Below are 13,254 nucleotides of genomic sequence, written 5' to 3'. Positions count from 1 at the left end.
CCTTCATTGGGCGGCGTTCGATATTGGAATTTTGACGAGCTTCGCCAAATTTTTGGAGTTAGGCTAAAGAGCGTTTTGGGGGACGTTGCAAGCGACCAAGGACAGCATCATCTGCATCCGTGATAAAAGTGTTGGGCTTAAGGGATTTGAAGTCGATTGGAGTTAAAATGTCAAAATTCACGAGCATCGCGATGGACACGATGCCTAGTGGACAAGCACACCCGTCGCCACAGCAATCCGCGTCCATCTGACTCGTCTCATGGCTATTTTGTGATGAATTATGGTCGTTATCCATAAGGTGTTGCTCATGCATATCGTTTTGCATGTCGCAGCCAGGGCTGGACATCGCAAACGAATCTGCAACTTGAGTGCTTAAAAATATTATAAGCAAAACAGTTTTAATGCATTTACTGACCAAACCGACCCTTAATGAATAATCTAATACGACTTTACTATTCTTGAAATACCTTTGATAAGGTATTCTAAATATAGTTCCAGTTGAAGAGTATAGTTAAGCAACATGGCAGTGCGATTACCTGCTCATTACAATGTTGTAATCTAGTCAGAGCAATCGTTGGTTATTTTTATGCATTGGAATATATTGCTTGTGAGTGAGGTACGTTTTGTTGGCCCGAGTTGCAACATCCAATCTCGAACACCCACTTGTTAAACATTTAGCAACACTAAGTACCGAAATCGCATTAAACATGACGTGAGTGAACTATGAAAATTTTGGTAGTCGAGGATGAAAAGAAAATCGGTGACTATATAAAGCAAGGACTAACAGAGTCTGGATTTGTCATTGAACTCGTGCGCAATGGTTTAGACGGTCATCATAAAGCGATGACAGGCGAGTTTAATCTAATAATATTAGACGTCATGCTCCCAGATATTAATGGTTGGCGGATTTTAGAGTCATTACGTCAATCTGGCAATCAAACGCCGGTATTGTTTTTGACAGCGAGAGATAGTGTAAATGACAGAGTAAAGGGTCTAGAGCTGGGCGCTGACGATTATCTAGTCAAGCCTTTTGCTTTTGCAGAATTGTTGGCTAGAGTCAGAACCCTTTTTCGAAGAGGAAATACAGTAGCTGCCAACCTGCTACAAGTCGCAGACTTACAAATGGACATCCCGTCTCGTGTTGTAAAACGCGCTGGCCAATCCATTAACTTGACAACAAAAGAGTTTTCGCTTTTAGAACTCATGGTCAGAAGACAAGGAGAGGTGCTTCCTCGCTCCTTGATTGCGTCTCAAGTATGGGATATTAATTTCGACAGCGATACAAACGTCATCGATGTAGCGATACGCCGCTTAAGAGCTAAAATTGATGATGCATTTTCCCCTAAATTGATTCAAACGGTTCGTGGTATGGGATACAAGTTAACAACTGATGAAGAGCAAAATTAAAAGGCAAAAGCCGTATTCAATTTCCTTTCGAACAATGGTATTTGTGGGAATAGCTATCTTTGTGTGTTTGGGCGTTATGGGCACACTCGTAGTCACCTCCATCGAAGATCATTTTCAAGAACAAGATGCCGATGAGCTTGATGAGGTGTTTCATGCCATTAAGTTAAAGCTCGAAAAGTCACATAATCAGTCAGTACAACCCAGTAAGCTTTTATTTCAGGCGGTTTCAGGACATCATGGTGTGTACTATTATGTTGAGGATGCCGAAGGAGATACAATATTTTCAAGCGAAGGAGCCGACTTTTCTTTCTTTCCTAAAACAGCCAAAACATACACATCAATTAATCCCGCAGACATGCTGTTATTTAGCGATGAAAACCATATGCATAGAGCCATTAAATTAGGTTTTAATACGCATGATACTAGCTATACCATCATCGTTGCTTCAAACATGGAATTTCATATGACATTTATGAACAGCCTTTTGAAATCGATTATTGGCATCATTATTTGTTCGGGCATTATTACAGTCTTAGCTGCGCGTTTTGCGATTTACAGAAGCCTATCACCATTGAGAAAGCTTACGCGAAAAATTGAAACCATCACCGCCGATAATCTTGATATACGACTAAACCCAGATGTGGTACCGGAAGAATTAATCACTCTAGTAAGTTCTTTCAATACCATGATTGAGCGGCTTGAGGATGGATTTGAAAAACTATCCCACTTCTCAGCCGATATCGCGCATGAATTACGAACCCCAATAACTAGCTTAACTACCCAAACCCAAGTGATGTTGGGACAAGCTCGGTCAAATGACGAATATGCTGAAATACTTTATTCGAATTTAGAAGAATATGAGCGTATGACGAAAATGGTAAGTGATATGCTGCTATTAGCTAAAACCGAGCACGGTCTTATAAAGCCATCAATTGAACCTTTAGATATTCAACAGGAAATATCAAGCCTACTCGATTACTTTAATTTACTCGCTGACGAAAAGCATATAAACATCCAAGTCACCGCATCCGCCCTTACTATTCAATGCGATAAAACCATGTTCCGACAGGCAATAGGAAATCTGATTTCAAATGCGATTAGACACGCTCCTAGTAATAGTACGGTAGAGATCAAAACGGAGTCCAAAGGAAAAAAGCAGAAAATAATGGTGTTAAATAACGGGGAGAAAATTGAGCCTCAGCATATTCCCAAATTGTTCAATCGTTTCTATCGAGTTGACCCATCTCGACAAAGAGATGGGCAAGGTACAGGCCTTGGATTGACTATTGCTAAATCTGTGATGAAAATCAATGGAGCCGATATGTACGTCGAATCAGATGAAAGTAAGACGGTTTTTATTATCGAGTTTAGCGATACTTAAAAATAAGATGATGACGACGGGTAATCATGTTTGGAAAATTGCTAATTTATCGGGCTATTTATTGAGGTCGCAATATGAATTAAATTAAGACTTATGAACATGTTAATTAGAGCATGTTCAAATATTAATAAAATAAATGAAAATTATTTTGAACATGCTGCATTACATGAGCCCAATTTGTCGTTAGATTATTTATTGGTCTGACTAACGGGAAAACCTATTTTAATTATCGTGTATTCTTACAACCGTGTTACCCATTTCGCCAAATCAATAAAGGAGCTTTACCTAATAAAGTCAAGATACTGCTGCTCAGACAAAACTTTTACTCCTTTGTCTTTTGCTGCGTTAATTTTAGTTTCGCCAACTTTATCGCCTGTCACAAGATAAGTTGTCTTTGAAGTTACCGATTTTCCAACTTTTGCGCCTAGGGCTTTAGCCTTCTTTTCCATATCTGATCGGGAACCTTCAATCATAGTGCCTGTAAAAACGATTATAGCTCCAGATATCGGTGATGACAATTTTTCAGTATTTTCTATAGCTGTTGGTCTTAATGCAAAGCCTAAATCATAAACCTTAAAAAATTCTTCCCTTATATTTTCTAAACCCTCTTTAATAGCCTCAGCGCTAATTTCAGCGAATCCATCAATTTGGATCATGTCAGAAACTGTGAGTTCAAATAAACTAACTAATGAATGATGTTCTAGAAGTTTTTCGCAATTCCCTGAACCTAACCGGCTAACCCCAAACGCAGATAGGAATCGCCAGTCTTCAATCTCAATACTTCTGCTCGCTTGGAGTTGATTAAATAAATTTATCGCCGTCTTCTCACCAAAGCCAATCCTTAAGAAATCGTCAACTTCTAAGCCATATATTTCATGGATATATTTAACTCCAAAGCTGGTCAGCTTTTCAATCGTCTTAGACCCAAACCCATCATTATTACCAAGAGTTTTGAAAAAATGAACTAAGGTGTTTTCAGTTTGCGCGGGGCAGTCTATTTTATTAGGACAAATTAAATTATCTGATTCCCACAACAAATGAGATCCGCAACTGGGGCATGAATCAGGAATATCAGGTGCAACCTTCGTTAAGACCTCTTCAATTTTGGGAATTACTAAACCACTTCTCACCAACCTAATTATAGCGCCAGCTCCAACGCCATTTGTTTTGACCATATTGTAATGGTGAACTGTCACTCTGCTTATAGTGACTCCACTTAATTTCGTTGGCACAAGTTCGGCTACAGGTGCTATCCTTCCAGTTCTTGATGTTTGTGGTATAACCCTAACTACTTCGACATTTGCAGATTCTTCATTTACTTTAAATGCTATTTGCCACCTATGGTTACGTCTTGTCGCGCCCATATACTTTTTAATAGTCTCATTTGTAGTCTCTAAAATTACACCATCCACATCAAAGTCTACCGAACTCCAAATACCCTCAACGATTGATTCAAACTCATCCATCAACACCGAAATTTTGACTGTATTATTTTTAAGAAGAGCGAAGGGATAAAATACACATGCGCCATCTTTTATAGCCTTCTGGATTCTGTTATCAACCTTCTTTTCAGCTATAATAGCGGCTTGGATATTTCTAGAATTTTCAAAATAACTACTGAGTACCTCAGTGAAATAACTTTTTTTAATGACTATTTCACCGGGCCCCAAACCACGCTCTCCGGAGTTGGCTACCTTCAATCCGCGTTTAAATGCTCTTGTTACATCTTGTCCTCTATAACCATCCCCTCTGGTATATAGAGTATCACCGTCATCAAAGGCTGCATAACCATCGAGTTTAGGTGTCACCCTAATATCAATCTCTTCTTCAGGTACATTCGTCTCTTGAGCTGCTTTTTGTATTCTCTTTACCCACTTCTCGATATCTTGAAGTGAATATGCTTTTTCCGTTGACAACATTCTTTCTGGAAGTTCGACTGTTTTAGACTCAATTAAAGGCTCTGGCTCAACAGTGTTAAGGTATGGATGAAGATGATTTTGATCTCGCAATAATGAAATGTATATATCATATTGCTTATCTGACAGAATCGGACTACCCGCCCGATAAAGGGCGTTGGATGCTTTTAGAATAAATACTAACTCTTCAGTATTTAAGTCTGACCGAGAGAACAACGATACTAATTTTTCTGGCTTAAATTCTTCACCTATCTCATTCAATATTTCCAATTGTTCTTTGGTAAAGTCAATATTCAGCATATCAAAGCCCTCCATTTAAACGAACAACTAAGGTGGTATTGTTATATCCTAATGATGGCTGATAAATATCCGTTTGGAAAAACGATGTAAGGGTATCGTTGAGACCTTTTGTGAAGACATTAATTAAATAATGTAACTTGAGTATTTGAACAAATCTATTTGAAACAATTTTGTCCATGGTGACACCCATCGCGCCAGTACGCCCCACTTGGAACTCTACATCGACTAATGTAGTTACCTCTTCCTGGGCTGGGAATTTTTGTGCAATAGCCCAACGCGGTGCTCTAGCAACAAAGCCCAGTGTGCGTTGAATGGAAATATCATCAACCTTAAACACAACACCGTCGATGTCGTAAGGAAGTGCATCCCGTTTGTTTAAGATAAGGTTGTAGTAGTCTAAGCAGCCGGTTCCGCCTTCGGCAGTACTGATATCAGGGCACAAAGGAAGGCCCCAAGAGGCAAGCTTATTGAGGCGCTCACTGTGCGTATTAGGAAGGTCGAACGACTCCGGCTCAACCACGCCTAGTGAGTACGAATAAAACATTAGCGGGCGTTTAGCGGTAATTTTAGAGTCTAATTGCCTCAAACTTCCTGCCGCTGCATTTCGAGGGTTAGCAAAAACCTTCGCACTTTTTTCACGCTGGGTATTATTGAGCTTTTCAAACCCCTCTTTAGGCATGAAAACTTCGCCACGCACTTCTACACGGGCTGGCAGATTATCGCCGCGAAGCGATAAAGGTACGTTGGCAATGGTTCTAACGTTGGCAGTAATATTTTCGCCAACCTGCCCATCGCCGCGGGTGGCCGCTCGCACAAGCTCTCCATTTTCATAAAGAATACTTACAGCCAGTCCATCAAGCTTAGGCTCACAGCTAAAAGCGAGGGTTGTCGTATCTTTTAAGCGGTCTTTTAAGCGCTTTTCAAAGGCCAGTAACGACGCATCATCAAAGGCATTATCTAGAGATAGCATAGGTACATCGTGAGTCACTTGCTCGAAGGACGACAGCGCCGCGCCGCCCACCTTTTGACTTGGTGAGTTGGCACTGTATAAATCTGGAAACTGCTTCTCTAATGCAATAAGCGACTGCATGTCGCGATCGTACTGTGCGTCTGGCACAGAAGGGTCGTCCAGAACGTAGTACTGATAGTTATACTCGTTCAAACGTTTGCGAAGTGTCGCAACATCATTTTTTGCTTGCTCTAAGGTATCGGACATAGAGTCGGTATCACGCCATAATAAAAGTGAAAAACGTTAAACAGGTATCATGAGTTTCTCTACAGACATCTGTTTAAATGAAAAAAGGACTTGATAGGCAAGTCCTTATAAATTAACTAAGCGGTTCTAGATAGCTCTGTTCTAGATGCTCTGTTCTAGTTAGCTCTGTTCTAGTTAGCTCTGTTCTAGCTAAATCTCTACTCGTTGAGTATCAACTCGCTAAGCCTCTACTGGCTAGCCCTCTACAAGAACTGGCTCTTCTTGAAAGCTAGCGGATAAAGCAACAGGCAAGCTAAATTTACCCCTTCGCCCCACCGCTAACACAAAGCTTTTACCTAGCTACGCGAAATCATTCGTTTGCGCTCAAATTCTCGAATTTTCTCAACGTACTGCTGCAGCCCTTGTTTTGTTAACACACTGCGACGACCATCGAGTACTTGTGCGTCAAACTCATCCGCTAATTTGCGAGCCGCATTATGCATCATATTAAACACCTGATGCGGATCGCCCTCAATGGGTAGGATCATAAACAACGAGATGCCTTGGGTATCAAAGTTCTCTAAATTGTCTATATCGAACACGCCAGGCTTGAACATGTTTGCAAGGCTAAACAGCACAGGTCCCTTACCGTTTGAGTTAACGTGGCGGTGAAAAATATCCTGATCGCCAAATTTGAAACCCAACGTCAGTAGCATAGGCAATAATGCCGCTCCCGATATAGGCAAGTCATTCTTTGCTCGCACATTCAGCACTAACACTTCCTGTGCGGCTGCGTCAGAGGTTTCGTTTGATGCGGCCTGATTAGCAGACTGATTATCGTTATCGTCGAAATCGATACGCATTTGATCGTCACCAAAGTTTGGCTCTTCCCGTTTCCTTGCCGCGGGTTTGGTACGTTTGGTTTTAGAGAATCGTTTTCTCTCACCAGCAAGCTCATCGTGATGACTGGCCACACGTTCGTTTTCGCCCTTCTCTCGCAATGAGCCAGAAAAAGTAGGTTCTACCCGCTGCGGTGCAGCTGTTTTATCAAACTGCCCTTCTACAACTTTAGACTCCGAATCGCTATTTTCTAAAATGCCGTTTTCTAGAGTACTCGTTTCGGAAGTCTCTTCTTTAGTCGCATCTACATAAAGCGTTGAGGTGGCTTTCGGTACTTCAGAACGCTGGTATTTTTTCGACTCACTCGCTATGTTGCCAGCGTCGGCTGTATGGTCTGCCGACTCTGATGGATTATGCTGTGCACTGGTATTTGCACTGCTGGTTGAATCAGAAAGAGACACAGAACTCTCGTTTTCACCGTCGCTTTGTTCATTCGCTTGAGACCCATGAGAAGACGCTTCAGATTCTTTCAATAAGAAACCAGGGGGCTCTGGAAAATCCGCAATGTTGTCATTTTGAACCGGCGCAGTGTCGCTAGAAGAGCGGCTCTGGCCTTGCAAATGGGGTTTTGGATTGGTAATGACTGAACCATAAAGCGTAGAACGCTGCTCTTGGGCATCATCATCTTCCTGCTCGATATTGACCGAGTTTGCGCTTTCAGAAGCGTTGCCGGAAGCGTCGCCAGAAGGGTAATCGGCACCTTGCGCTCTATTTTCCGCTAATGACTTTCTATCAGCGTCATCGGCAAACGTGCTGGAATCGTCGCTACTGGGATCACCGCCTGACAACGTGTGCTCGTCATCTGAATTAAAGCGGGTCTCATCAGCGTCATCACCATGATACGAACGGTTGCCGCCAATAACACGAACACTGCCTACACCGAGTTCGTCGAACCCACCGTTTTCTGATGATTCATCACTTTCAACATCGCTATCTTGGCTTTCGTTCCACTGTCGTGGCTCTAAACGTTCCTTGCGCTCTGGCTTACTATTTTTTCTGATTTTCCATATACCATGGGCTAAAACACCGATGATAAAAACAGAACCACCTAACAGTAAAAATAGACGTAATTCATCTTCCATTTAATTCTTTCGCCCTTTGTTATGCTTCTGCGAATGCAACGGCTTCGTCAACATCAACGGCTACCATCCGTGACACGCCCGGCTCCGCCATTGTGACACCAGTAAGGTGACTTGCCATTTCCATCGCTATCTTATTATGGGTTATATAAATAAACTGCACTGTTTGCGACATTTCCGACACCAAATTACAAAAACGCCCAACGTTTGCATCATCTAATGGTGCATCAACTTCATCAAGAAGGCAGAACGGCGCCGGATTTAATCTAAAGATTGCAAAAACCAATGATAAAGCGGTTAACGCTTTTTCTCCACCGCTTAAAAGATGAATTGTGCTATTTTTCTTGCCCGGTGGCCGAGCCATTATGGTTACCCCAGTTTCTAACAAGTCCTCATCGGTCAGTGCAAGGTAGGCAGAGCCGCCGCCAAACACCTTTGGAAATAAGGTTTTCAAATCCTCATTGACCTGTTCGAAGGTATTCGAAAAACGCGTTCTTGTTTCTTTATCAATTTTACGAATAGCAGATTGAAGGGTTTCGAGCGCGTCGGTTAAATCATTATTTTGCTCATCAAGATGGGCCTTTCGCTGCGATTGAGTTTCAAACTCTTCCACTGCGGCCAAGTTCACCGCGCCTAAACGCTGCAAACTCGCTTGTGTTTTTTCCAACTCTTGTTGCCATTGCGTTTCATCAGCATCAGTAGGCAACTCAGCTAAAAGCATTTTGAGAGATTGCTTTGATTCGTCAAGCTGTTCTAATACTGTATTGGCACGAACACGAAAGCCTTCAATTTCTATGTTCAAAGAATCAATGTGTGCTTGCCTAGCTTGAATGTCTTTCGCTAATGACTGCTGCCCTTTTTCGGCTTCCCGCAGCCATTGCTCTACCTCTTCTAAGCGCACAAGTGCTTCACTGCGCGATTGTTCAAGCTCCGATTTAGTGTGCAATAGGTGCTGTAGCTCTTCGTGCTGAAGTTCTTGTGGTGAAGTAAGTTTTGACAGCTCGTCTTTAAGTCTGGCGGTGGTTTCAGCGTACTCGCTCATCTGACTTTTATTACGCGTAACCTGTTCGCGATACAGCTGCTGGTGGTTATCTAACTGCTGTTTCTTTAATGCAAGTTCATGTTTTGTAGACGTTAGCATCTCAACTTGTCCGCGAAGCTCGTTGAGATTACGCTCTGCTAACTCGCGCTTTTCAACCACGCCGCTCATGTAATCCTCAGACTCAATAAGCTGAGCCTCGTGCACGGCGAGATCTTCAGAAAGCTGTTCTAACTGTGCTTCCTCGTCTTTGTGCAATACTTGCTGAGATGAGAGCTCGTCGTATAATTTTTTGCTTCTGGCTTGTTGCTGCTGTTGCTGCATATCAATTAATGAGCGGGCGTTTTTTAGTTGCTGCAAGGCACTTTCGCTTTCCATTATTGATGATTGTAGACGCTGCTTTGCCTCTCGTAACTGATTGAGGTTTTGCTCTTCTCTTTCCACTGCATCAATACAAACGCTTTTAGCCTGCTCTAATTCAACGAGTTCAAGTTCAAGTTGTGAGAGTTTATTTGCTCGTTGCAATACACCGTCTTCAATATCACCTGGCTTCAATATCCAGTTGGCACCACACCATAAACCCGTTAATGAGATAGCACTTTTGCCTGTGTCTTTTAACTTCTGCTGGGTGTTCGCGCTAAATAGCTCGCTATCTGTCTCGCAAAGAAAAATATCGTTTAAAAAGCCAGGTACTTTTTCGTTCTGTTTCTGCTCAAGAAGTGCATGCGCTAATGTGCCCGTATGAGCATTGGTAATGAAAACGTCATGTGTATAAATTCGCACGCCATTGGGTAACGCACTGCTTGCGTCATAAAGTGCGGATATATCGTTTTGATTTGCGAGTAAAGGCTGGTTGAACTGATTGAGGATAACTTCGATACACGGGGCAAGGCGCTCAGGTGCACTCATTGATTGCCACAGAGTTTCCGCTATTTTCTCTTTACTATCATGGTTATCTTTACTGTCATGACTATCTTTACCGCCGTCGTCCTCACTGTCATCACTGCCGAACTGTCGCGAAGCGTCACTTTGCAGCGCTGACAACGCCGTGTAGCTAGACTGTATGGATTGCCATTTATTTTTCACGCTATCAAGTTCAGAAGCACGCTGCTTCAACGTATTTAACGCCAGTAATTCATCCTGCTCTATATCGTGAATAGCATCTTTTTGTTCACTTTGATTAATTTCAGCTTCTTCTAGCTGCGCGTCTAATAACGCACTTTGCTCTTCGTAATCTTCATTCTCAGCTTGTGCTAATTCTTGCTGAATGTCAGAAATTCGCTGTGACGTTCTTAGCTGCACGCTCATCAAAGATTGAATTTGACTATGGCATTGCTGCACTTTGCTTTTTACTTGATTATAAGTGGATTCTTGCTCTCGTGCCCTTGCATTAAAGTCACGCAGTGCTTGCTCAGCGTCTTCAAATCGCTCCTTTACGCTATACAGCTCCGCTTCTTTAAGCTCAATTTCCGGCTCAATATCGACTAAGGCAGCATTAGAACTAGATAGCGAGGATTGTGCTTCACTCAAGGAGGTACTTAATAGGCTTTGTTGCTGTGCTAACCGCGCAATTTCCTGCTCTACTTGCGATACCCTTTGCTTGGCGTGCAGCGCGTTTTGCTCTAAACGGGTTATGGCAGTGCTTGTTGAGAAGAGTGACTGTTGCAAATCATCTATAGACTGTTTTAACTCTGCTTGCTGCTCTTTATAGGCCATTGCGCCCGCTTCATCACCTTGCTGGCGAGCAATTAACCCTTCCATCTCAGCGGTGAGCCCACTTTTGTTTTGTTCTAACTTGTCTATGTGTTCGCTGTTTTTCAAAAACCGAATGGCTGCCAACTGCCCTTTAAGATCTCTCGCTTGCGCTCTCAACGCTTTATATTTTGTTGCTGCTGCGGCTTGTCTTTGCAGTTTTTCTAGCTGCCTACCCAATTCATCCCTTACATCGGTAAGGCGCTCTAAATTGTCTTGGGTATGCTTTATTCTGTTTTCTGTTTCTCGTCTGCGCTCTTTGTACTTAGAAATACCTGCCGCTTCTTCAATGAATACTCTTAACTCTTGCGGCTTAGACTCTATCAAGCGCGATATCATACCTTGCTCGATAATAGCGTAAGAGCGCGGCCCTAGCCCGGTTCCCAAAAATAGATCGGTGACGTCCCGTCGACGACATTTCGCTCCATTAAGGAAATAAGTCGATTGCGCTTCTCGAGTAACTAGACGTTTAACAGACAGCTCATTGTAATTAGCATACTCGCCAGATATGCGCCCAGAGCTATTGTCGAATATCAATTCAACGCTACATTGGCCAACGGGCTTTCGCGATGATGAACCATTAAAGATAACGTCGGTCATGGCGTCGCCGCGCAAGTTCTTAGCTGAACTCTCGCCGAGCACCCAACGAACTGCATCAATAACGTTAGATTTTCCGCAACCGTTTGGCCCAACTACCGCCGTCATTTCACCGGGAAATGGTATCGAGGTAGGCTCAACGAAAGATTTAAAGCCCGCCAGCTTTATCTTTTTAAGTCGCACACACATTCCTCAGTGGATGGCTGGTATCTATATGCACAGCTCCACTCGAACTCACAGTGCCAGACATACGCACAGTGCCATTCATATGCGCAGTGCCATTCATTCGCGCAGTGCTAGCCATGAATAAAAAGCCACGAGTATTAGAGCAAAAGTGAGGCGCCCCTGTTGAACACAGTTGTCGATACTTGGGATGATTCTTAGCTAAATAGCTAAGCGGATAGCCAACTAGGATGTTAACTATGCAGTGAAGTAAATAGCTAGGCGGAGAATTAAGGGTAATCACGTTAGTTGCGTATACCAGTTAAAATACCATTACACGTACAATGCAATAGCACTTTGTTTTAGTTGTTATTATTTCAAAGACTCTACCAAAACATACAGCTTGTAACAATTAACATTTAAGTCTGACGCCCTTAGGGCGTGTTGATCTTTGCTCTACGAGTTTTGGGCTAAATGGAAGCATTTTAATCGCGAAGCAGTCCTGTAGGCCTAGTGGGCTAAGTCAAAGGGCTGCGACAAAGAGTAAAATGCTTCCATAACGCCCCCTTCGGGCAGCGCCTGTGAGCTATTTACTCTGCGTTGAATGGTTTCGATTTAGCCCGCTATACCTTCAACCATTCGCCTTGACTAAATAGCTCACAGACCGCTGCAAAAATGTACAACAAAGATCAACACGCCCTCGATATTAAGATGTTACTATTATTTTTATGACGTTTTATATCACCGAAGCAGCTGATTTATCAAAGGAGAGCGAATGAGTTCTGGCGGCGTACACTATTTTTTTATGGGTTTTTCGCTTATTAAAACCAAAGGGCTAAAGCGGTTCGTTTTTGTTCCCTTCAGCATTAACCTTATTTTGTTTTCGTTGGCCTTTTATTTCTTATTCGGCCAAATTGAAACCGGTATCTCCTATGTGATTAATTTAGTCCCAGAATGGTTAGGATGGGTCAAAACAGCAATTACCTTTTTATTGTGGCCACTGGCAGTAATAAGCGTTTTATTAATATTTGCGCTTATTTTTGGCACCCTTGCAAATTGGATTGCCGCACCTTTTAACGGCGTTTTGTCAGAAAAAGTAGAGCGCCATTTATCCGGTGAGGCATTAGGCGATGAAGGTGTAATGGCATTGGTTAAAGACATACCGCGCACTATTGGTCGAGAATTGACTAAGCTCGCATGGTATTTACCTCGCGCTATTGGTTTCCTTATTCTCTTTTTTCTACTACCCGTTATTGGCCAAGTACTGTGGTTCCTCTTTAACGCTTGGATGATGGCGATTCAGTACTGTGATTATCCTTACGACAACCATAAAGTGTCCTTTACACGCATGCGCCTTCATTTATCAGAACACAAAGGCAAAGCGCTAACATTTGGCATGATGGTGAATGTATTTTCACTTATTCCCGTGGTTAACTTTATTATTATGCCCGTAGCCATTTGTGGCGCGACAGCAATGTGGGTAAATGAACTGAAACAAGACACACAAACGTCGCTGGGAAACTAGA

7 protein-coding genes and 1 pseudogene are annotated in these 13,254 nt (G+C 42.6%); 3 read left to right on the top strand and 5 right to left on the bottom strand.

What is annotated here, in order from left to right:
- Nucleotides 1–58: 58 nt before the first annotated feature.
- Complete coding sequence (locus JV36_RS0102675; RefSeq protein ID WP_152561491.1) at nucleotides 59–346, bottom strand: hypothetical protein; 288 nt, start codon at nucleotides 344–346, stop codon at nucleotides 59–61.
- Nucleotides 347–723: 377 nt separating this feature from the next.
- Between JV36_RS0102675 and JV36_RS0102670 the strand changes: the two genes are divergently transcribed.
- Both JV36_RS0102670 and JV36_RS0102665 read left to right on the top strand, forming a co-directional pair.
- Nucleotides 724–1,407: a heavy metal response regulator transcription factor gene (locus JV36_RS0102670; RefSeq protein WP_013783912.1), complete on the top strand. Its 684-nt coding sequence runs from the start codon at nucleotides 724–726 to the stop codon at nucleotides 1,405–1,407.
- Nucleotides 1,391–2,788 carry a heavy metal sensor histidine kinase gene (locus tag JV36_RS0102665; RefSeq protein WP_032094236.1) on the top strand — a complete coding sequence of 466 codons (1,398 nt, stop codon included), beginning with the start codon at nucleotides 1,391–1,393 and terminating at the stop codon, nucleotides 2,786–2,788. Before JV36_RS0102670 ends, JV36_RS0102665 begins: the two co-directional genes overlap by 17 nt.
- Nucleotides 2,789–3,069: 281 nt before the next feature.
- On the opposite strand, the gene JV36_RS0102660 is transcribed toward JV36_RS0102665, so the two are convergent.
- The 4 genes and pseudogenes from JV36_RS0102660 to smc form a co-directional block, all read right to left on the bottom strand.
- The gene (locus JV36_RS0102660; RefSeq protein WP_032094237.1) at nucleotides 3,070–5,004 is read right to left on the bottom strand and encodes a BRCT domain-containing protein; all 1,935 of its coding nucleotides are present in this window, start codon (nucleotides 5,002–5,004) and stop codon (nucleotides 3,070–3,072) included.
- A 187-nt stretch (nucleotides 5,005–5,191) separates the two neighbouring features.
- Nucleotides 5,192–6,220 (bottom strand): annotated as a pseudogene (gene ligA / locus JV36_RS0102655) (NAD-dependent DNA ligase LigA); the annotation flags it as partial.
- Nucleotides 6,221–6,555: 335 nt separating this feature from the next.
- Nucleotides 6,556–8,181 (bottom strand): cell division protein ZipA, encoded by a 1,626-nt coding sequence (gene zipA / locus JV36_RS0102650; protein ID WP_032094238.1) that lies wholly within the window; start codon nucleotides 8,179–8,181, stop codon nucleotides 6,556–6,558.
- Between the two features lie 19 nt (nucleotides 8,182–8,200).
- A complete protein-coding gene (gene smc / locus JV36_RS0102645; RefSeq protein WP_032094239.1) occupies nucleotides 8,201–11,749 on the bottom strand; it encodes a chromosome segregation protein SMC in 3,549 nt (1,182 codons plus the stop codon).
- A 754-nt stretch (nucleotides 11,750–12,503) separates the two neighbouring features.
- On the opposite strand from smc, the gene cysZ reads away from it, so the two are divergent.
- Nucleotides 12,504–13,253 (top strand): sulfate transporter CysZ, encoded by a 750-nt coding sequence (gene cysZ / locus JV36_RS0102640; RefSeq protein ID WP_032094240.1) that lies wholly within the window; start codon nucleotides 12,504–12,506, stop codon nucleotides 13,251–13,253.
- Nucleotide 13,254 lies beyond the last annotated feature (1 nt).

Origin of the sequence: Alteromonas sp. LOR, from assembly GCF_000753865.1 — a bacterium.
GTDB lineage: Bacteria > Pseudomonadota > Gammaproteobacteria > Enterobacterales > Alteromonadaceae > Alteromonas.
This window is presented reverse-complemented; position numbering and strand designations above follow the sequence as displayed.

Excerpts from the sequence above, each read along its gene's own strand:
- JV36_RS0102665 (WP_032094236.1), top strand. The coding sequence starts at position 1,391 with ATGAAGAGCAAAATTAAAAGGCAAAAGCCGTATTCAATTTCCTTTCGA.
- zipA (WP_032094238.1), bottom strand. The coding sequence starts at position 8,181 with ATGGAAGATGAATTACGTCTATTTTTACTGTTAGGTGGTTCTGTTTTT.
- JV36_RS0102675 (WP_152561491.1), bottom strand. The coding sequence starts at position 346 with ATGTCCAGCCCTGGCTGCGACATGCAAAACGATATGCATGAGCAACAC.
- JV36_RS0102670 (WP_013783912.1), top strand. The coding sequence starts at position 724 with ATGAAAATTTTGGTAGTCGAGGATGAAAAGAAAATCGGTGACTATATA.
- JV36_RS0102660 (WP_032094237.1), bottom strand. The coding sequence starts at position 5,004 with ATGCTGAATATTGACTTTACCAAAGAACAATTGGAAATATTGAATGAG.
- cysZ (WP_032094240.1), top strand. The coding sequence starts at position 12,504 with ATGAGTTCTGGCGGCGTACACTATTTTTTTATGGGTTTTTCGCTTATT.